The organism is Campylobacter ureolyticus ACS-301-V-Sch3b (assembly GCF_000413435.1).
GTDB classification, from domain to species: domain Bacteria; phylum Campylobacterota; class Campylobacteria; order Campylobacterales; family Campylobacteraceae; genus Campylobacter_B; species Campylobacter_B ureolyticus_A.
This window is the reverse complement of sequence record NZ_KE340327.1, coordinates 259100-277845: the sequence shown is the minus strand read 5'-3', so window position 1 is coordinate 277845 and position 18746 is coordinate 259100. Positions and strand designations below refer to the sequence as shown.

At 28.7% G+C, this 18746-nt stretch carries 21 protein-coding genes and 1 pseudogene; 13 read left to right on the top strand and 9 right to left on the bottom strand.

Annotation, left to right across the window (positions count from 1 at the left end; translation table 11 throughout):
- The first annotated feature begins 8 nt into the window (after positions 1–8).
- The 10 genes from hisB to HMPREF9309_RS09220 all read left to right on the top strand — a co-directional run bounded on the left by hisB (position 9) and on the right by HMPREF9309_RS09220 (position 6346).
- Positions 9–575, top strand: coding sequence for an imidazoleglycerol-phosphate dehydratase HisB (hisB, locus tag HMPREF9309_RS06535; protein WP_016647139.1), 567 nt, complete (start codon positions 9–11; stop codon positions 573–575).
- Between the two features lie 12 nt (positions 576–587).
- Positions 588–1076: a KdsC family phosphatase gene (locus HMPREF9309_RS06530; RefSeq protein WP_016647138.1), complete on the top strand. Its 489-nt coding sequence runs from the start codon at positions 588–590 to the stop codon at positions 1074–1076.
- Positions 1067–1585, top strand: a complete 519-nt coding sequence (gene lptC / locus HMPREF9309_RS06525; RefSeq protein ID WP_016647137.1) for an LPS export ABC transporter periplasmic protein LptC — start codon at positions 1067–1069, stop codon at positions 1583–1585. The genes HMPREF9309_RS06530 and lptC overlap by 10 nt, the downstream gene beginning before the upstream one ends.
- Entirely contained in the window at positions 1567–2052 is a 486-nt protein-coding gene (lptA, locus tag HMPREF9309_RS06520; RefSeq protein ID WP_016647136.1) for a lipopolysaccharide transport periplasmic protein LptA, read from the top strand. Before lptC ends, lptA begins: the two co-directional genes overlap by 19 nt.
- Positions 2049–2651 (top strand): ribosome biogenesis GTP-binding protein YihA/YsxC, encoded by a 603-nt coding sequence (gene yihA, locus HMPREF9309_RS06515; protein WP_016647135.1) that lies wholly within the window; start codon positions 2049–2051, stop codon positions 2649–2651. Before lptA ends, yihA begins: the two co-directional genes overlap by 4 nt.
- Entirely contained in the window at positions 2638–3096 is a 459-nt protein-coding gene (locus tag HMPREF9309_RS06510) for an N-acetyltransferase (protein ID WP_016647134.1), read from the top strand. Before yihA ends, HMPREF9309_RS06510 begins: the two co-directional genes overlap by 14 nt.
- A complete protein-coding gene (locus tag HMPREF9309_RS06505; protein ID WP_016647133.1) occupies positions 3045–3551 on the top strand; it encodes a hypothetical protein in 507 nt (168 codons plus the stop codon). Before HMPREF9309_RS06510 ends, HMPREF9309_RS06505 begins: the two co-directional genes overlap by 52 nt.
- Positions 3548–5326 carry a penicillin-binding protein 2 gene (mrdA, locus tag HMPREF9309_RS06500; RefSeq protein WP_016647132.1) on the top strand — a complete coding sequence of 593 codons (1779 nt, stop codon included), beginning with the start codon at positions 3548–3550 and terminating at the stop codon, positions 5324–5326. The genes HMPREF9309_RS06505 and mrdA overlap by 4 nt, the downstream gene beginning before the upstream one ends.
- A gap of 314 nt (positions 5327–5640) precedes the next feature.
- Positions 5641–6234, top strand: a complete 594-nt coding sequence (locus HMPREF9309_RS06495; RefSeq protein ID WP_016647131.1) for a hypothetical protein — start codon at positions 5641–5643, stop codon at positions 6232–6234.
- Positions 6224–6346: a hypothetical protein gene (locus HMPREF9309_RS09220; protein WP_016647130.1), complete on the top strand. Its 123-nt coding sequence runs from the start codon at positions 6224–6226 to the stop codon at positions 6344–6346. Before HMPREF9309_RS06495 ends, HMPREF9309_RS09220 begins: the two co-directional genes overlap by 11 nt.
- Positions 6347–6354: 8 nt before the next feature.
- Here HMPREF9309_RS09220 and HMPREF9309_RS06490 read toward each other — a convergent pair whose 3' ends face one another.
- From HMPREF9309_RS06490 to rarD (HMPREF9309_RS06480), 3 genes are read right to left on the bottom strand one after another with little or no spacing between them, the layout of a single operon-like run.
- The gene (locus HMPREF9309_RS06490; protein ID WP_016647129.1) at positions 6355–6783 is read right to left on the bottom strand and encodes a hypothetical protein; all 429 of its coding nucleotides are present in this window, start codon (positions 6781–6783) and stop codon (positions 6355–6357) included.
- Positions 6776–7630, bottom strand: a complete 855-nt coding sequence (rarD, locus tag HMPREF9309_RS06485) for an EamA family transporter RarD (protein WP_016647128.1) — start codon at positions 7628–7630, stop codon at positions 6776–6778. The genes HMPREF9309_RS06490 and rarD (HMPREF9309_RS06485) overlap by 8 nt, the downstream gene beginning before the upstream one ends.
- Positions 7627–8511: an EamA family transporter RarD gene (gene rarD / locus HMPREF9309_RS06480; RefSeq protein ID WP_016647127.1), complete on the bottom strand. Its 885-nt coding sequence runs from the start codon at positions 8509–8511 to the stop codon at positions 7627–7629. The genes rarD (HMPREF9309_RS06485) and rarD (HMPREF9309_RS06480) overlap by 4 nt, the downstream gene beginning before the upstream one ends.
- Before the next feature lie 123 nt (positions 8512–8634).
- Between rarD (HMPREF9309_RS06480) and HMPREF9309_RS06475 the strand changes: the two genes are divergently transcribed.
- Positions 8635–9978: a class II 3-deoxy-7-phosphoheptulonate synthase gene (locus HMPREF9309_RS06475; protein ID WP_016647126.1), complete on the top strand. Its 1344-nt coding sequence runs from the start codon at positions 8635–8637 to the stop codon at positions 9976–9978.
- Positions 9979–10102: 124 nt separating this feature from the next.
- Positions 10103–10783, top strand: a complete 681-nt coding sequence (gene cuyB, locus HMPREF9309_RS06470; RefSeq protein ID WP_016647125.1) for a cysteate racemase — start codon at positions 10103–10105, stop codon at positions 10781–10783.
- 394 nt (positions 10784–11177) lie between these two features.
- On the opposite strand, the gene HMPREF9309_RS06465 is transcribed toward cuyB, so the two are convergent.
- Together HMPREF9309_RS06465 and HMPREF9309_RS06460 are read right to left on the bottom strand one after the other, a co-directional pair.
- Positions 11178–12524 (bottom strand): anaerobic C4-dicarboxylate transporter, encoded by a 1347-nt coding sequence (locus tag HMPREF9309_RS06465; RefSeq protein WP_016647124.1) that lies wholly within the window; start codon positions 12522–12524, stop codon positions 11178–11180.
- 70 nt (positions 12525–12594) lie between these two features.
- Complete coding sequence (locus HMPREF9309_RS06460; protein ID WP_016647123.1) at positions 12595–14010, bottom strand: aspartate ammonia-lyase; 1416 nt, start codon at positions 14008–14010, stop codon at positions 12595–12597.
- 200 nt (positions 14011–14210) lie between these two features.
- Here HMPREF9309_RS06460 and HMPREF9309_RS06455 point away from each other — a divergent pair, with 200 nt between their 5' ends.
- On the top strand, positions 14211–14594 hold the full coding sequence (locus HMPREF9309_RS06455; protein ID WP_016647122.1) for a rhodanese-like domain-containing protein: 384 nt from the start codon (positions 14211–14213) through the stop codon (positions 14592–14594).
- A 21-nt stretch (positions 14595–14615) separates the two neighbouring features.
- On the opposite strand, the pseudogene htpG reads toward HMPREF9309_RS06455, so the two are convergent.
- The 4 genes and pseudogenes from htpG to purS all read right to left on the bottom strand — a co-directional run bounded on the left by htpG (position 14616) and on the right by purS (position 18743).
- A pseudogene (gene htpG / locus HMPREF9309_RS06450) lies at positions 14616–16452 on the bottom strand (molecular chaperone HtpG).
- Positions 16453–16582: 130 nt separating this feature from the next.
- Entirely contained in the window at positions 16583–17845 is a 1263-nt protein-coding gene (locus HMPREF9309_RS06445) for an SH3 domain-containing protein (RefSeq protein WP_016647119.1), read from the bottom strand.
- The gene (gene purQ / locus HMPREF9309_RS06440; RefSeq protein ID WP_016647118.1) at positions 17839–18513 is read right to left on the bottom strand and encodes a phosphoribosylformylglycinamidine synthase I; all 675 of its coding nucleotides are present in this window, start codon (positions 18511–18513) and stop codon (positions 17839–17841) included. Before purQ ends, HMPREF9309_RS06445 begins: the two co-directional genes overlap by 7 nt.
- A complete protein-coding gene (gene purS / locus HMPREF9309_RS06435) occupies positions 18510–18743 on the bottom strand; it encodes a phosphoribosylformylglycinamidine synthase subunit PurS (RefSeq protein WP_016647117.1) in 234 nt (77 codons plus the stop codon). Before purS ends, purQ begins: the two co-directional genes overlap by 4 nt.
- Positions 18744–18746: the final 3 nt, after the last annotated feature.

Sequence of the window (18746 nt, the reverse complement as noted above, 5' to 3'; positions counted from 1 at the left end):
GGTTTAGTATGATAGAGCGAAATACAAAAGAGACAAAAATAAAGCTTAAATTAGAAATTTATGGAACTGGAAAAAGCAAAATAAATACTAAAATAGGTTTTTTAAACCATATGCTTGAAGCTTTTGCAAAACACTCTTTAATGGATTTAGAAGTAGAGTGTGATGGCGATATAGAGGTTGATTTTCATCATAGCGTTGAAGATATTGGTATAGTTTTAGGAATGGCTTTAAAAGAGCAAATTTATCCAGTGAAAAATATTGAAAGATATTCAAATTCAGTTGTTGTAATGGATGAAAGTGCAGTAAGTTGTGATTTAGATATCTCAAATAGAGCTTTTTTAGTTTATGATAGCATAAAAGAGGGCTTAATAGGCGAATTTGATGCTGAGTTGATAGAAGAGTTTTTTAGAGCTGTTGCTTTTAATGCAGGCATTACACTTCATCTTATAAAATTAAGAGGAAGTAACAAACATCACATAGCAGAAGCAACTTTTAAAGCCTTTGCAGTTGCACTAAGAAGAGCTTTAACTAAAAATGAAAAAATGGGAATTCCTAGTACAAAAGGCGTTTTATAAAAGGGCGTTTTTATGATAGAAATTATTTTTTTAGATGTTGATGGCTGTTTAACTGATGGTGGGCTTTACTATACAAATTTGGGTGATGAGTTAAAGAAATTTAATGTAAATGATGGCTTTGGTATAGAACAGTGGAATAAAATGGGTAAAATTTCAGCCATAATTACAGGAAAATCATCAAAAATAGTTGAAAAAAGAGCAAAAGATTTAAAAATAAAATATATTTTTCAAGGCGTTAAAGATAAATTTAGCGTAGCAGAAGAAATTCTAAAAAAAGAGGGATTGGGTTTTGAAAATGCTGCTGCTATAGGCGACGACTACAACGATATAAAGCTTTTAAATAATGTTAAAATGAGCTTTAAGCCATCAAATGCCATGAGTGAAATAAAGGCTGATATAATGCTTTCAAAAAAAGGTGGCGATGGGGCAGTTAGAGAGATGATAGAAATAATTATAAAAAAAGAAAAACTAAGCGATGTTTGGCTTGAAAAATGGCTATAAGAATTTTTTATTTTGGCATTGCTATTTTTAGTGTTATGATGGTTATTTTATCAGTTCAAACACCTTATTTTAGTGATTTTTTTAAAAATGAGATAGATTTAGCCCAGACTGAAATGTTTGATATAATTGATTATGAGGTAACAGAAGAAAAAATTATTGCAAAATATGAAGCTGATAAAGGTGTAAAATATAAAGATAAAGATGAGTTTGAAAATTTCAAAGGTTTTATTTTAAATAAAGATACAAATCATACATTAAGTTCAAAAAAAGCTATTCATAAAGATGATATAATAGAGTTTTTAGGCAATGCGAAGTATAAAAATAGTGATGAAATAAACTACATCTCAGATGAGATTTTTTATAATACAAAAACAAAAATTGCTACAAGCAACAAGCCTTTTATTTTATGGCAAAATGAAAATAATGTAACTGGTCTTACTTTAAAACATGATCTAAATACAAAACAGACTTTTGCAACAGGAGTTAATGGATGGTTTTTAAGAAAATAGTAGTGTTTTTACTCGTGTCTTTACCTTTATTTGCCGAGCAGGTTGAGGTTACGGCCGATAATTTTTTTGCTGATGAGATAAAGCTTCAAAGTGTTTTAACTGGAAATGTAAAAGTTAAAAAAGGCTCATTTGACACTCTTAATAGCGATAAAATTACAATTTATTTTGATAAAAATAAGCAACCTACAAAATATATCGCAACAGGTAATGCCAAATTTAAAATTTTGATTAATGAAAGCCACTATAATGGCAAGGGAGATATTTTAACTTATGAGCCAAAAACTGAAATTTATACTTTAAAAGGCAACGCTTGGATAGAAGAGGTTGAAACAAAAAGAGAGGTCTTTGGAGATATTATAACGATTAATCAACTGAGTGGAAAATATGAAGTAAATAGTGATAGATCAAACAAAAAATTAGATAAAAAACCTGCAAAATTAATCTTTAAAATTGAGGATAAAAAGTGATAAAAGTCTTAAATGCTAGGTTTTTAACATCATCTCCTAGTTTAGAAAAAAGTGATTTTTACTCAGGAAGTGAAATAGCTTTTTTGGGTAGATCAAATGTTGGAAAAAGTAGCTTTATAAACTCTTTGGTAAATCAAAAAAACTTAGCAAAAAGTAGTAGCACCCCAGGAAAAACTAAACTTATAAATTTTTTTGAAGCGAATTTTAAAGATGATGATGAAAATTTATATAATTTAATTTTAGTGGATTTACCTGGCTTTGGTTATGCAAAAGTTGCAAAAAGCACACACAAAATTTGGCAAAGTGCTTTGGATGAGTTTATCAAAAAAAGAAATTCAATAAGACTTTTTATTCATCTTAGAGATAGCAGGCAGTTTGATATGGAAATTGATAAAAATGTTGATTTATATATAAAAAGTTTTTTAAGAAGTGACCAAAGACTTATAAATTTTTATACAAAATCAGATAAATTAAATCAAAGCCAAAAAGCAAAAGTTTTAAATTTTGACAAAGATGCTAAATTTGTATCAACATTAAAAAATGAAGGTATTGATGAAGCAAGAGAGCTTATTATAAAGGGTGTTTTTGGTAGAGTATAAAACTGCAAAGTTAAAAGACATTAAAGCTATGCAAGAAATGGTTGCTGATGAAGTAAAAAAGGGCATTATACTACCAAGAAGTGATAGTGAAATTGCTCAAAATATAAGATCTTATACCTTGGCTTTAAAAGATAATAAAATTGTAGGATATGCATCTTTGCACATTTACTCCATAGAATTAGCTGAAATTAGAAGTCTTGTTGTAAGTAAAAATTTAAGAGCAAATGGCATTGGAAGTTGTCTTGTAAAAACCTTATTAGAAGAGGCAAAATTTCAAGATATTAAAAAAGTTTTTGCTTTAACTTATGCGGATAAGTTTTTTAAAAAGTTAGGTTTTGTGGAAATTTCAAAAGAGGAGTTGCCTGATCAAAAAATTTGGGCAGATTGTATTAAATGCAAACAATTTCCAGTATGCAACGAAATAGCCGTGATAAATACGCTTTAAAAAACTTAGTTTTTTGGGTTTTTTTATTCTTTTATGAGATTTTAACATCTATTTATACTTCATTGCCACCTTTTATAGGTCTATTTTTTGCGTATGCAGTTATTTTAAAATATGAAAAAGATAAAAATTACGAAGATTTTACAAGTAAATGGTATCAAACGATAATTTTTCTTTTTTTTGCTGAACAGCTTCATGGGTTTGAACTTTTTTCTATAGCGATTTCATTTTGTGTTTTTTATTATTTTATATTCAAATTTAGTTTTGAGGGTTTTAAGCTTAGAAACATATTTTTAACATTTTTAGTTTTTTATGGCTATATTAGTACCTTTTTAGTAAGTAATTTAATTTCATATTTTAATTCAAATCAGGTTTTAAATTTAACTTATGAATATTTAATGTATGCAGTTTTTGAGTCTGCAGTTTGTGTCCTTTTGTTTAAGGATAGGATTATATGAGACTTAAATTTAGCATTTTATTTATCGTTTTATTTTGGCTTATGCTAATTTTAAGAGTTTATTATTTAAGCTCAAATGAATATTATGCTGGAATTGCTTCAAAAAATGTTGTAAAAACTACTGAGTTGCCACCAGTTAGAGGTCAAATTTTTGATGCAAATAACAACCCATTAGCAATAAATCGCCTTGGATACTCACTATTTTTAAAACCTCACTTAAAAAATGAAATTATAGAAGAAGAAACTATATATTTAGAAAAATTATTTATAGATTTAAATTCTACAAAAATGCAAAAAGAGTATAAAAAACAAAACTCACCATATAATCAAGATTTTATAAAAATAGTTGATTTTTTAGAGTATGAGGATATTTCCCCTCTGTTTTCAAAACTAAATTTAAGAAAAAATTTACGCATAGAGCCAGCTTCACTTCGCTTTTATCCATATAATTCTACGGCATCTCATGTTATTGGATATGTGGCAAAGGCAAATTCAAAAGATCTAGAAACTAATCCTTTATCAAAACTTACAAATATAGCTGGAAAGAGTGGCGTTGAAAGATATTATAACGATATCTTACAAGGAAAAGAGGGAAAACGCCTAACAAAAGTTACTGCTTTAAATAAAGTAGTTGAGGAAATATCATACACAAAACCACAAAGCAGTGATATAACTCTAAGCATAGATATGAAACTACAAGAGTATTTAGAAGATCTTTTTAGTGATAAATCAGGAGCTGTTATTATAATGAATGTGGATAATGGTGAGATAGTTGCAGCAGGAAGTTTTCCAGAGTATGATTTAAATCCATTTGTTACAGGCATTAGCCAAAAAGATTGGACAGATTTAATTGAAAATTTAGATCATCCATTTACAAATAAACTTATAAATGGTCTTTATCCACCAGGTTCAGTTGTGAAAATGTCAGTTGCAATGGCATTTTTAAATAGTGGTAAAATAGATAAAGATAAAAGCTATTTTTGTGGTGGAGCAATGGAACTTGGAAATCATAAATTTAGGTGTTGGAGCAGATGGGGTCATGGAAAAATGAATTTAAATGATGCCATAAGGCAAAGTTGTGATATTTATTTTTACGAGGGAAGTTTAGAGGTTGGAATTGACTTTTTATCTTCAAATTTAGAAAAACATGGTTTTGGTAAAAAAACAGGAATTGATCTTCCAAATGAGTTTATAGGAACTGTTCCAAGTAGGGTTTGGAAAATGGAAAAATACGCAAAACCTTGGTATATGGGTGAAACTGTCATAACATCAATTGGTCAAGGAAGTTTTTTAGTAACTCCAATGCAAATAGCAAAAAACACAGCCGAAATAGCCAGTGGAAAAGGCTTAACACCTCATTTTTTAAAAAAAATTGATGATAATGAAGTTAGCTTTAATACTTATGAAGTTTTTACACCTTTTGAAAAACAAAATTTACCATATATAAGAAAAGCTATGTATGAGGTGGCAAATCACCCAAAAGGCACAGCCTATAGATATTTAAAAGATAGCATTGTAAAAATAGCTGCAAAAACAGGAACTGCGCAAGTTGTGAGCATTCCACAAAGTGAAATTGTAAGAATGAAAGAAAAAGATATGGAGTATTATCACCGTTCACACGCTTGGATAACAGGTTATGCACCGTTTGATAATCCAAAATATGCGGTTACAATTTTAGTTGAACATGGTGGCGGTGGAAGTAGTACAGGCGGACCTCTTTTAAAAAATATTTTTGAAAAACTTGTAGATATGGGATATATAAGCATAAATAATTAATTTTATATAGGTTAAATTTGGAAAATAAAAGATTAATATTATATTTTTCAGGTTGTTTTATTTGAGTTTATAGATGATATAAAACTTAGTGAGCTTAAATTTAGTAGTAGACTTTAAGTAATTTAAGCCAAGAAAACCCAAGCATAAAAAATCATACTTTTAATACTATACTTTCAAATTTGTCTAATATAATAACTATAAAATATTTTTAAATGTAACTAAAATATAATTTAAGATTAAAAGATGTAAAATGTTTTGTATATGGGAGTTGTAAATTTTATATCAAAAAAATAAAACAGAAAAAGGAAATAAATTTGAAAAACGATGAAAATGTAAAAAAAAGAGGTAAAATTGACAATATAATCACTGCTATATTTGTAATTTTGGCAGCACACATATTCATCTTACCAAATGATATTTTAGATAAACTTCCTTTTTTAGTTCCGTATACCGAGTTTATGAAAGAAACTTTTCCTATGGTTTATCAAATTTCTATAAGGGTTACTAATTTTCCACAATCAGGCACTTTATGGGCATCAAATATGATGATTATAGTTATATTTTTTATATTATTGCATTGCTATAATGATTACAAAATGCCATATTGCTCAGAAATAGAAAAAAGTGATAATTTATTAGGAATGATATTGGCTACTATAGTTGCTTTTTTATTTGCAAAACTTATTATTGATAGAGTTTCTGTTGGAAATATCTTTGATACTCAGCTTCGCGGGGAGCCAAATCTAAACGCAATAAATAATAAATTCGGACTATTTTTTAAAGTCGGAATATTTTATTTTTGTATTTTTTTCTTTGTTAGTTCGTTTATAATAGGAATAACAAGAATTATAAAAATGACACTTAAAAGAATAAAACTAAAATTTAAAGGATTAGACAATGAAAAATGAAGTTATTCATTTAGATACAATAGTAGTTCATCCAGACTATGATGACAATGAAACTAAAAAAAATGCAAATAGTAATAATCAGCTAAATTTTAAATATACAAATTTATCTTAATTTAAATTTTACAAATTCCTAAATTTATCAGCCAGTCTTTCTCTTATTTTATCATTTAAGCTTTGTGAATTTTGTAAATACTCATCATTTAAATTCTCAAATTTATTTAAAAAATCAAATAGTCTTTTTTCCCAATCATTTGCATTTTTGTTGCTTGAACTCATATTTTGTAAAAAAACAAGTTCCTTACTAAGAGTGCTGACTTTATCTAGAAATTCATCTTTTAAATCTTCATCTTTTAATTTTATATTTTCAAGCGTAAGTGAGTTTTTAACCGAGGTTATTTCATCATCTATAAAATCGCAAAATTTAGAATATTTACTCATATCAGGATTTTGTTCGGAAATATCTATATTTGAAGTTACTTTTGAAATTTCTTTATATATTATAAAACCAACCACTAACGCAACTACAAGCATAAGCTCAACATTAAACATTTTTTCTCCTTTTATATCCATCATAGGTTATCATTATTAGTGCAATCCAAATAAGTCCAAAACTTATAAATTTATAAATACTAAAGTGTTCGTTAAATAAAACTACACCAAAAATTACAGTACAAATTGGCGTAATGTATTGTAAAAATCCAATAGTTGAAAGCTTTAAAAGAAGGGTTGCATAGTTAAATGTGATCATAGGAACTAGTGTTACTATGCCACATCCTAAAAGCAAAAGTCCGGTTAAATCAAAATTTAAATTTGAAGGAGTTAGGCTTATATAGAAAAAAGAAATTATTGCAACAACAAATGTTTCTATAAAAAGTCCTTCTAGTGATGGGATATTCATTTTTTTCTTTAAAAGTCCATAAATTGTAAAGCTAAGCGATAAAAAGCAAGCAATATATGGAAAACTTCCAAGCTCAATTACTTGTATCATTATGGCTAAAAACCCTAAAAATATAGCTGTAAATTCTAGTTTCGATGGTGTTTCTTTAAAAAATACAATTCCTAAGAACATATACATTAAAGGATTTATAAATTGTCCTAAGCTTGCATCTAAAACCCTATTTATAGTTATTGCATAAACATAAATTCCCCAATTTAGGCTTATTAAAATACCACAAACACTTAATTTTAAAAATAGCTTTTTATCAAGTAGATATCTTTTTAAGCTTCTTAGTTTTTTACAAAACAAAAGGACAAAAAAGACAAATATAAAAGACCAAAGTATTCTATTTGCTAAAATTTCAAATGCTGAAATGTGTGATAAATACTTAAAATAAACAGGAAAAGCTCCCCACATAAAAAACGAAGCAATTCCTAAAATAAGACCTAAATTTTTCACTTTTCTTCCAATGTTTTATTGTTTTTATAGCTATCTATTGTAATTAGGGCAATACTTAACCAAATTAAAGCAAAGCTTATTAGCTTATAGATACTAAAATCTTCTTTATATAAAAAAATAGCAAGCATTGTTGTCATTGTTGGCGAAATATATTGCAAAAAACCTATAGTTGAAAATTTTAATCTTACTGCGGCAATATTAAATGTTATAAGTGGTAAAACTGTCACACAACCTGAAAGTGCTAAAAGAAACCCAGTTTTGCCAAAATCAAAGTGTCCAGTTGCATTATTTTGTATTATTAAAATATAGCAAAATGCTAAAATTGAAAGTAAAAATGTCTCTATAAAAAGTCCTTCAAGTGAGCCAACATTTAATTTTTTTTTGATTAATCCATATAAGGCAAATAATGTTGGTAAAATAAGTGAAATAAAAGGAAGTTTTCCAAGAGATATTACTTGTATTAAAATAGCTAAAAATACTACAAAAATTGCTATTTTTCCCAAATTTGAAGGAATTTCTTTAAAGAAAATCATACCTAAAATTATATACATTAAAGGATTTATAAAATACCCTAAGCTTGCTTCTAGAATTTGATTAGAATTTACTGCATATATGTAAATTCCCCAGTTAAGACTAACAAAAATTCCACTAATTGTAAGTGTTAAAACCACTTTTTTATTTAATATATATCTTTTTAAGCTGCTAATTTTTTTTGAAAAAAGTATAAAAAAAAATACAAATACAAAAGACCAAAATATTCTATGGGCTAAAATTTCTACTGCACTTACATTTCGTAAAAGCTTAAAATATAAAGGAAAAAGACCCCACATAACAAATGTAGAAATTCCTGCAATAAAGCCTATATTAGTCTCTGTTTTCATTAACTCTCCGAAATAAAATTATAAAATTTATCATTATTTTATAATTTTTTCTTTAAAATCAACTTTGAATTTAGGTTTTTAAGGTAAAATGAATGAATTTATAAATTTTAAGTGAGGAAAAACATGAAATGGAATAAAGATGCTTGGCGGAGTTTGCCTATTAAACAACAGCCTATTTATAGTGATTTAGATGAACTTAAAAAAACCGAAATTCGCCTATCAACACTTCCTCCACTTGTTTTTGCAGGAGAGGTAAGAAGTCTTAAAAAAGAACTTGCAAGTGCTAGTTTAGGAAAAAGCTTTTTGCTTCAAGGTGGAGATTGTGCTGAGAGTTTTGCAAACTATAGAGCTGATAATATAAAAAATATGTTTAAGGTAATTTTACAAATGTCAGCTGTATTAACATTTGCAGGGAGTTTTCCAATTGTCAAAGTAGGGCGTATAGCAGGACAGTTTGCAAAACCAAGAAGCAGTGATTTTGAAGAGATTAATGGAGTAAAACTTCCAAGCTATAGAGGTGATATTGTAAATGATTTAGAATTTACTAAAGAAGCAAGGGAACCAAAGCCAGAAAAGCTTATTCAAGCATATTATCAAAGCGCTACAACATTAAACTTGCTTAGAGCTTTTGCTAGAGGTGGACTAGCAAATTTACATGAAATTAATAAATGGAATTTGGGTTTTGCAAAAGCAGCTGAAATTGAGACTAAATTTTCAAATTTGGTAAGTGAAATCACAAGAGCACTAGATTTTATGGAAGCTTGTGGTATAGACCCAGAAGCTCAAGCCATAAATGAGACTAGGTTTTATACTTCTCATGAAGCCTTGCTTTTGCCTTATGAAGAGGCATTAACTAGGATAGATAGTACAAGTGGTGATTGGTATGATTGTTCAGCTCACATGCTTTGGATAGGTGAGAGAACTAGAGGACTTAATGAAGCCCATGTAAATTTTTTAAGCGGAGTTAAAAATCCAGTTGGTGTAAAAGTTGGACCTACTGCAACACCAGATGAGGTTTTAGGACTTTGTGAAAAACTTAATCCAGAAAATGAAGCAGGAAGATTAAATTTAATTGTTAGAATGGGTGCTGATAAAATAGATAGTAATTTACCAAAACTTTTAAAAGCTGTTAAAAGTGAGGGTAAAATAGTGCTTTGGAGTAGTGATCCAATGCATGGAAATACTTTTAAAACAACAAATAATTACAAAACAAGAGCTTTTGATAAAATACTAAAAGAGGTAAAAAGCTTTTTTGAAATTCATAAAAGTGAAGGGACATATCCTGGTGGAATTCATCTTGAAATGAGCGGTGATGATGTAACTGAATGTACTGGTGGATTTTTTAATGTAAAAGAAGAAACTTTAGCTAAAAGATATGAAACTCAGTGTGATCCAAGACTAAATGCAAATCAAGCTTTAGAGCTTGCTTTTTTAGTAGCTGATCTTTTAAAAGAGTTCAAAAAATAGATTTTAATTTGATTAAGTTAGATTTTATTTTTAAAGTTAAATTTATAAATTTAGTTAGTTTTTTATATTTTTAAGTATTTTGATAGTATAATTTCAGCTTACAAAAATTAAAAGGAAAAAATTTATGAAAAGAGTTGGGATAATTGGTGGAATGGGATCCATGGCAAGTGCAGATCTTTATATGAAAATAGTAAAATTAACTCCTGCAAAATGCGACCAAGATCATATTTTATTAACAATCGATAATAATGCAAAAATTCCTGATAGAACAAGTTACATTTATGGAGATGGAAAAGATCCATTTCCTTATTTGCTTGATAGTGTTAAAAGACTTGAAAACTCAGGTTGCGATGCATTTTGCATGGCGTGTAATACAGCTCATTATTTTGCACCAAGACTTATAGCTGAAACAAAAATGAAATTTTTAGATATGCCAAAAATAACTGTTGAAAATATAAGCAAAAACTACAAAAATGCTAAAAAAGTAGCTGTTGTAGGAACAATAACTACAAGAAAAAGTAAAATTTATGATAAAAATTTAGAAAAATATGGTTTTGAAAGTGTTGAGTTTAGTAAAGAGATAGAAAATGACATTATGAAGTGTATTTATGAGGGTGTAAAAGCTGGAAAAATAGAAGAAAAAAAAGACTTTTTTATTGAAACTATGTCTAAGATTGATGCTGATATATTTATAGCTGCTTGTACTGAGATACCATTATTTTTACCATTTGTACCAAAAGAATTTAAATTTGTAGATGCTACTGAAGAGCTTGCAAAAGAGATAATTAAATTTGCAAATTCTTAAAAAAAATATATACTAAATTTAATTTAACTTAAAACTCTAAAAAAAGAGTTTTAAGTTAAAACTTGTTGATAAAAGCAAGTACATACCATTTAGAAATTTTCATTATCTAAATTTGGAAAAAGATTTCAAATAATTTAAAGCTTTTTATAATTGATAGTGTGAAAAATATATAATTTAGTAGTGAAATATAGGTATTTTATAACTAAAAAATTTATGTTTTAAAATGTTATGATATAGAGCCAAATACGCAAAAGTAAGTTTTACAAATTGTAAAAAAATTAGTAACTAGTAAAACATATCAAGCATCAAAAAAACAATCTCAATGTGGTAATAAGAGTTGCAAGTAAAATTAAGTTATATAAAAATTAGTTGGGAGAATTCCCAACTAATTATCTTAAAGTAGAATTGGTGCTAAAATAAAGCCAAAGCCTACTGAGAAGGCAATTGCCAAAACACCAGGTAAGAAGAATGCGTGGTTAAATACATATTTTCCAATTCTTGTTGTTCCTGTATCGTCCATTTGAACTGCACCTAGAAGTGTAGGGTAGGTTGGTAGAACAAATAGTGCTGAAACAGCAGCAAATGAAGCAACTAGGATATAAACATCTCCATTATTTGTTGCACTTAATCCAAGAGCAGCTATAACTGTAGGAATCAATGCTTTTGCAGTTGCAGCTTGTGAGTAAAGAAGCATACTAGCAAAAAATAGAGCAACTGATAATAAAACAGGATATTGCTTTACCAAGTTTCCTGCCAAGCCCTTAATCTCTTCAGTGTGATTTGATACAAATGTATCTCCAAGCCAAGCAACACCTAAAACGCATATGCACGCTGTCATACCACTTCTAAATGTGCTTTGTAGTGGAACTTTATCAACATCAATTTTACAAATCATAACTATTAATGCACCAATTGTTAGCATAATGCTCATTATCGCACCATCTCTTGGAAGTTTAACATTTTCTATTAGCTTAAATTGAGGGCTTATAGCTGAAGCATATAAAACGACTAAAATAATTCCAATTAAGAAAATCACAACAGAAGTTTTTGCTCCTTTTGGGAGTTCTTTGTAACTACCTTCTTTTTGTGGAGCCGCAACCAAACCTTTTGCAAGTCTATCTTGGTAAACAGGATCAGAACTTAAATCTTGTTTCCATAAAAGGTTCATTATAAATGCTGTTACCATACAACCTGCAAATGTTGTTGGAATCCAAATAGCTAGAAGTATAGGATAGCTAACTCCAAGTCCACCAAGTGCCATATCGCCAGCCATAAATATAACAGCTGCTGATACAGGGCTTGCTGTAATTGCTATTTGTGAGGCAACGACAGCGATTGATAGTGGAACTGAAGGTTTAATGTTTTGTCCCTTTGCAACCTCTGCAATAACTGGTATCATTGAGAATGCTGTGTGACCTGTTCCTGCAAAGATAGTTAAAAGATAAGTAACTGCAGGAGCTAAGAAGTTTATGTGCTTTGGATTCTTACGAAGAATTTTTTCAGCAATTTGAACTAAATAATCAAGTCCGCCCGCAACTTGCATTGCACCTATTGCTGAAATAACAGAAGCAATAATTAAAATAACATCCCAAGGAATGCTTCCCATTTTTAAACCAAGTCCAATGGTTAATACTATAACACCAAGACCACCTGCGTAGCCTATGCCGATGCCACCTAATTTGACACCTATAAAAATCGCTCCAAGTAAAACGATTATTTCTAAAATAAGCATGAAGTCCATAAAAACCCCTTTTAAATTTTGCTTTTAAAAAGGTGTAAGGAAGATTTCCTTACACCAACTATTTATATAATTATTTATCTTTGCCAGTGTGTGACATATGAGGATTTAACATGCTCTTTGGATCTAGAAGTTTTTTAACTTCTTCTTTTGTTAAAAGTCCTCTTTCTATTGCGATATCACCAACTGACTTGCCAGTTTCAAGTGCTTCTTTTGCGATTGAAGCTGAGTTTTCATAACCAATTACTGGGTTAAATGCAGTTACTATACCAACTGAGTTAAGTACTAAATTTAGGCAATTTTCAGGTTTTGCTTTCAAATGTTTGATAGCTTTTTCTGCCAAAGTTATATATGCGTTCTCTAATATTACAAGTGAGTTAAATAGCGCATAAGCAATTCCTGGCTCAAATGCGTTAAGCTCAAATTCTCCTCTTTCTGAGCAAAGCATGATAGTTACATCATTTCCTATAACTTCATAGCAAGCCTCACCTACAACTTCAGCAATAACAGGATTTACCTTTCCTGGCATAATTGAGCTTCCTGGTTGCATTTTAGGTAGTTCGATTTCAGCCAAACCACATCTTGGGCCTGAGTTCATAAGTCTTAAGTCGTTTGCAATTTTGCTTAGTCTAACTGCAGCTGTTTTTAGGCATCCGCTAACTTGAACAAAGTCTGCTGTATCTTGAGTTGCAGCTATAAAGTCTTCAGCTGGTTTAAACTCTGCACCTGTGATTTTGCTAAGATGTTTGTGAACTGCACATTTGTAGTCTGGGTGGCAATTAATTCCTGTTCCAATCGCTGTTGCTCCCATATTTAAAAAGCTCATTAGCTCTCTTGCTTTTTTAATGTTTGCAATGTCAGCTTTGATATAGCTTGCAAAAGCGTTGAAAGTGTTGCCAAGTGTTGTAGGGACAGCATCTTCAAGCTCTGTTCTTCCCATTTTGATGACATCTTTGTACTCTTTAGCTTTTTTATCAAGCTCTTTTTTAAGAAGCTCCATAGCTTTTAGTAAATCATCTAGTTTTGCATGAGCTGCAACTTTGATTGAGCTTGGGTAAGTATCATTTGTGCTTTGACCAAGGTTTGTGTGATCATTTGGATGAAGGTATTTATATTCTCCCTTTTTATGTCCCAAAATCTCAAGTGCAACGTTTGTAATAACTTCGTTTGCGTTCATATTTGTTGAAGTTCCTGCACCACCTTGGATCATATCTACAACAAATTGATCTATGAACTCACCACCGATAATCTTATCGCAAGCTTTTGCAATAGCATCAGCTCTTTCTGGACATAAAACACCAACCTCTTTGTTTGCTAGGGCTGCTGCTTTTTTAATTTGAGCAAAAGCCTTTACAAAGAAAGGATAATCTTTTATCTGTCTGCCAGTCATTTTAAAGTTTTCAACAGCTCTAAAAGTTTGGACACCATAATAAAGATCGTTTGAGATCTCTAGCTCACCGATAAAATCGTGTTCTTTTCTTGTTTTCATTCTTTCTCCTCCATTTAAAGATTTTAAGTAATTATATCACAATAAGTTTTAAACGAATCTAAAAAACATTAATTAAATTATATTATAAGATAAATTTTATTAATTATAAAAAATTTATATATTTGTTATAAAAAAGAAATGCAATAATATTATTTATAATAATTTTGTATAATATATCAACTTTATAAAAAGGATAGAATTTGAAAAAGATAATTTTTATTTTATGTTTTAGTAGTTGTGTGCTTTTTGGCAAAATTTCAAATATTTTGGCTACGCCTGAAGCATTAAATGATGTTTTACTTATTGATGTAAGAACAAAAGAAGAGTTTAAAAGCTTCCATATAGCTGGTGCTTTAAATGTTCCTATAACAACTCAAAATGGTTATAATGCTGATTTTTTAAATGAGCTAGAAGCTTTAAATGTTGATAAAAATAAAAAGATAGCTGTCATTTGCAAAAGTGGAGCAAGATCTAGCGCAGCTGCAAAACTACTTGATAAAAATGGCTATAAAGATGTAGTAAATTTAAAAGGTGGCGTTGAAAGATTAGCTAAAGAGTATGATTATAAATTTATAAAAGAGTAGAAAAATCTACTCTTTTGCTTTTTAAATTGCTTTTTGTATAAAACTAGTTAGAATGCTAGTAAACTCATCTGTGTTTTCTATTGTGATTCCTTCTTGAATTTTCGCAACTCCTAAAAGAACTTTTGCCACATCGTTTAATACCATATTATTATCTTTTAATTTTTTTATGATTTCATGGTTTGGGTTTATTTCTAAAATTGGTAGAATTTTTGGTAGATTATCCTGTCCCATTTGTTTTAAAATTTGTTGTGTTGCAAAGTCTGGATCATTTTCATCATAAACCAAACATGAAGCTGATTTATTAAGCCTTGAAGTTACTCTTACATCTTTTACTTCATCTTTTAGGGCCTCTTTTATTTTTTCTGTAAGCTCTTTAAAATCATCTTGATTTAGATCTTCTTTAAATTCAGCACTTGTTACTGGCTTAATAGGAGTTTTATCATACTCGTAAACCATAGGCATAATAATGGCATCTATCTCATCATCGCAGATTAAAACTTCAATTTTATTTTTATTAAAATTTTCAAGAAGAGGGGAATTTTTCAAATTATTTGCATTTTTTCCAGTGATATAATAAATCTCTTTTTGATCTTTTTGCATATTTTCTTTATATTCTTTTAGGCTTATAAAACCATCTTTTTTATTTGATTTAAATAGCGCTAAGTCTAAAATTTCATCTTTATATGGTGTAAAACCATAAAGTCCCTCTTTAAAAACTTTTCCAAAAAGAGAGTAGAATTTTAAGTATTTTTCAAAATCTTTTTCTTTTAAATTTTTTAATTCAGATAGAATTTTCTTAATACTTGCCTCTTTTACGCTTTGCATTATAATGTTTTCTTGTAAAATTTCCCTACTTACATTAAGTGGTAGATCTTCAACATCAATTATGCCTCTTACAAATCTAAGATATGATGGCAAAAGCTCTTTTTTCATCATCGGTTATAAAAACCCTTTTTACATAAAGCTTCACGCCACTTTGATAATCAACTCTGTATAAATCAAAAGGCTCAATGCTAGGAATGTAAAAAAGTGTTGAGTATTCTATTTTTCCTTCAGCTTTTGTATGTATATATAAAAGTGGGTCTTTGCTATCGTGACTGATTTGCTTGTAAAAGTCATTGTAATCAGCTGGTTTTAAAGCACTTTTTGGCATTTGCCACAATGCACTTGCTTTATTTACTTGAATATTTTTTATCTCTGTGTGACCCTCTTTTTCTCCATCTTTTGGTGGGATATAGTCGCTTTTATCCATAAAAATAGGATAAGGAATGTGATTTGAATATTTTTTAATAATATTTTCTAGTCTATACTCATCTAAAAATTCATTATTTTTCATATAAAGAGTTATTTTTGTTCCAAAGTTTTCCATTTTTGCTGGTTCAACACTAAAATTTGTAGCATCACTTTTCCATATATTTGCATCATTACTTAAAGCTTTTTTACTCATTACTTCTATTTTATCGGCAACCATGAAAGCAGAGTAAAATCCAACTCCAAATTGTCCTATTAGGTTTGAATCTTTTTTAATATCGCCACTTAAATTTGATAAAAATCCCTTTGTTCCACTTCTTGCTATTGTTCCAAGATTATTAATCAAATCTTCTTTATCCATTCCAATGCCGTTATCACTTATAATTAGAGTTTTTTTATCTTTATTAAACTCAATATTTATTTTTGGAGTATAAGAAAGCGCTTTATATTTATCATCTGTAAGACATAGGTAATTTAGCTTATCAAGCGCGTCACTTGCATTTGATATAAGCTCTCTTAAAAAAATTTCTTTGTTTGAATAAAGTGAGTGAATCATTAAATGTAAAAGTTCACTAACTTCAGTTTGAAATTCATGTTTTTGTTCCATAATTATTCCTTTTTATTTCAAATTTTTAGCAGATTATACAACAAAGTGATTAAAATTTCAAGAAATAATATATTTTTATAAAGTAAGTTGATATTATTACTATCAACTTACTAAGTATTAAGATTTAAAATTATTTTTTAATTAAATATTGACTATTTACCCAGCCAATTTTTCCATTTTCAAAAAGAACTTTATAGTAATTCTTGTTCTGCTCAAAAATTTCAACACTTTCATCACTATCAGGTATATAAAAAATAGTTGATTTTTCAATAGGTAAAATTTTAACTTTTGCATCTTTGCTTACAATTCCAACATTATGAGGATCTTTGTTATATATGTGAAGTGCTATTAAAATACAAGCAAATATAAGTGGAGTAGTATTTTTACCAAAAATATATAAAAATAAAAGTAATATAACACCCGCATAAAGAGCAGTTTTTTTGTAAGCATAAAATGGATCGTTTTGTGGATTTAGCTCTGTTTGGGTGCTCAAATCATCAACTTCGAGTTTAACACCTAAAGAAAAACTTTCAAATTGTTTAGTTTTGGCATTAAAATATGAAAAATCAAATTTCTTTTTATCATCTTTAAAAACAACAAAGTAAAAGCCTCTTTGGTTTTGATATCCACCTTTTGTGGAATTTATACCTTGTCTTATGATATCTTGACTATTTATATGAAAACTTTTTAAATTTGCATTTTTTGAAGATAATTCAATAGTCATAATATTTGAATTTTCATCAAATTTTGCCGTTTTGTAGTTTAATACCTTTAATTCATCGGCTACGATATGAGCATAACCATCCTTTTCTTCTACAGGTAGAATTTTAGGAAGTTTTGGACTTATGTTTGCTTTTTGAAAAAATTCGCCATTTCTTTTTGCTATGATTGAAATTTTACTCAAGCTTGCATTTGTCTCTTTTGCTTCAAACCAAAGTTTAGTTGAGTAAAGGCCATTTATATCTTTATCCCAGTTTATTTTTCCTTCATTTAGCCACTCTAAATTTGGAGTCTTATCAACTGTCAAATTTAGATCTAAACTTATGTTCTGTTGAATATCTGCATTGAAATTTATGCTAAAAATTTGATTTTGATAGACACTTTTAGGAACATTTCTAGTTGATAGTAAAAAATCAGTCACTCTTACTTCTTGATAAATTAATGAATCATCAAGCTCTAAATTGCCATCTTCATTTGGAGCAATTTGTTTTAAATCATCAAGTGTAAGAGTATCTTTATTTAAAATTTCATCAGTTGTTTTTGCTGATTGGTTTGAGTTTTTTTCTAATAGTTCATTTGAAGAAACTGGTTTTACACTTTTTAAAAACTCTATATCAATGTCTTGTGCAAAAACAAAACTAGTAAAAATGAGTAAAAAAGCTACTCTTAACAAAGAAAGCCTTTTAGCATTTTAATGCCATCGCTACCACCTAAAATTTCCTCACAAGCACGTTCTGGATGTGGCATAAGACCAAATATTTTTTTATTTTTATCACAAATTCCTGCTATATTTAAAACTGAACCATTTGGGTTTGATTCATTTGTTATGTTTCCAAGCTCATCACAATATTTTAAAATAATTTGATCATTTTCTTCTAAGCTTTTAATAGTTTTTTCATCAGCATAATAATTTCCCTCGCCATGAGCTATTGGTATATTTAAAACCTCATCTTTACTGCATTTTGAAAGAAATTTATTGTTATTTGAAATAACTTTTAAATTTTGAAATTTAGAAATAAAATTTAAATTTTTATTTTTTAGCATTGCGCCTTCTAGAAGTTTTAATTCTAAAAGCATTTGAAAGCCATTGCAAATTCCTAAAATATAACCACCTTTTTTTGCATGATTTAAAACTTCACTCATAGCTGGACTAAATTTAGAAATAGCAGCTGTTCTTAAGTAATCCCCATAACTAAATCCACCAGGCAATACAACTAAATCAGCACAAAATTTATCTTGCTTATGGTTTATTATCTCACACTTAAAGCCGAGTTTATCAAAAGCATATTTTGTATCTTCATCGCAGTTTGTTCCTGGAAATTTTATAATTACTACTTTCATAAAACTATCTCATAATCTTCAATAACTGTATTTGCAAGAAGTTCTTCACACATTTTAGTAACTTCTTTTCTTGCCTCATCTTCATTTTTTTTATCAAGATCAAAAACAATTTGCTTGCCAATTCTTACATTTTTAACATTAAAGTCAAGCGAGCAAAGAGCATCCTGCGTGGCTTTGCCAGCAGGATCTAAAACTAAATCTTTTAATTTTATATTTACAACTACTTTCATACT

What these genes read in the sequence shown, in the direction of transcription:
- hisB (WP_016647139.1), top strand. Translation starts at nt 9, where the DNA reads ATGATAGAGCGAAATACAAAAGAGACAAAAATAAAGCTTAAATTAGAA.
- HMPREF9309_RS06530 (WP_016647138.1), top strand. Translation starts at nt 588, where the DNA reads ATGATAGAAATTATTTTTTTAGATGTTGATGGCTGTTTAACTGATGGT.
- lptC (WP_016647137.1), top strand. Translation starts at nt 1,067, where the DNA reads ATGGCTATAAGAATTTTTTATTTTGGCATTGCTATTTTTAGTGTTATG.
- lptA (WP_016647136.1), top strand. Translation starts at nt 1,567, where the DNA reads ATGGTTTTTAAGAAAATAGTAGTGTTTTTACTCGTGTCTTTACCTTTA.
- HMPREF9309_RS06505 (WP_016647133.1), top strand. Translation starts at nt 3,045, where the DNA reads ATGCAAACAATTTCCAGTATGCAACGAAATAGCCGTGATAAATACGCT.
- mrdA (WP_016647132.1), top strand. Translation starts at nt 3,548, where the DNA reads ATGAGACTTAAATTTAGCATTTTATTTATCGTTTTATTTTGGCTTATG.
- HMPREF9309_RS09220 (WP_016647130.1), top strand. Translation starts at nt 6,224, where the DNA reads ATGAAAAATGAAGTTATTCATTTAGATACAATAGTAGTTCATCCAGAC.
- HMPREF9309_RS06490 (WP_016647129.1), bottom strand. Translation starts at nt 6,783, where the DNA reads ATGTTTAATGTTGAGCTTATGCTTGTAGTTGCGTTAGTGGTTGGTTTT.
- rarD (WP_016647127.1), bottom strand. Translation starts at nt 8,511, where the DNA reads ATGAAAACAGAGACTAATATAGGCTTTATTGCAGGAATTTCTACATTT.
- HMPREF9309_RS06475 (WP_016647126.1), top strand. Translation starts at nt 8,635, where the DNA reads ATGAAATGGAATAAAGATGCTTGGCGGAGTTTGCCTATTAAACAACAG.
- cuyB (WP_016647125.1), top strand. Translation starts at nt 10,103, where the DNA reads ATGAAAAGAGTTGGGATAATTGGTGGAATGGGATCCATGGCAAGTGCA.
- HMPREF9309_RS06465 (WP_016647124.1), bottom strand. Translation starts at nt 12,524, where the DNA reads ATGGACTTCATGCTTATTTTAGAAATAATCGTTTTACTTGGAGCGATT.
- HMPREF9309_RS06460 (WP_016647123.1), bottom strand. Translation starts at nt 14,010, where the DNA reads ATGAAAACAAGAAAAGAACACGATTTTATCGGTGAGCTAGAGATCTCA.
- purQ (WP_016647118.1), bottom strand. Translation starts at nt 18,513, where the DNA reads ATGAAAGTAGTAATTATAAAATTTCCAGGAACAAACTGCGATGAAGAT.
- purS (WP_016647117.1), bottom strand. Translation starts at nt 18,743, where the DNA reads ATGAAAGTAGTTGTAAATATAAAATTAAAAGATTTAGTTTTAGATCCT.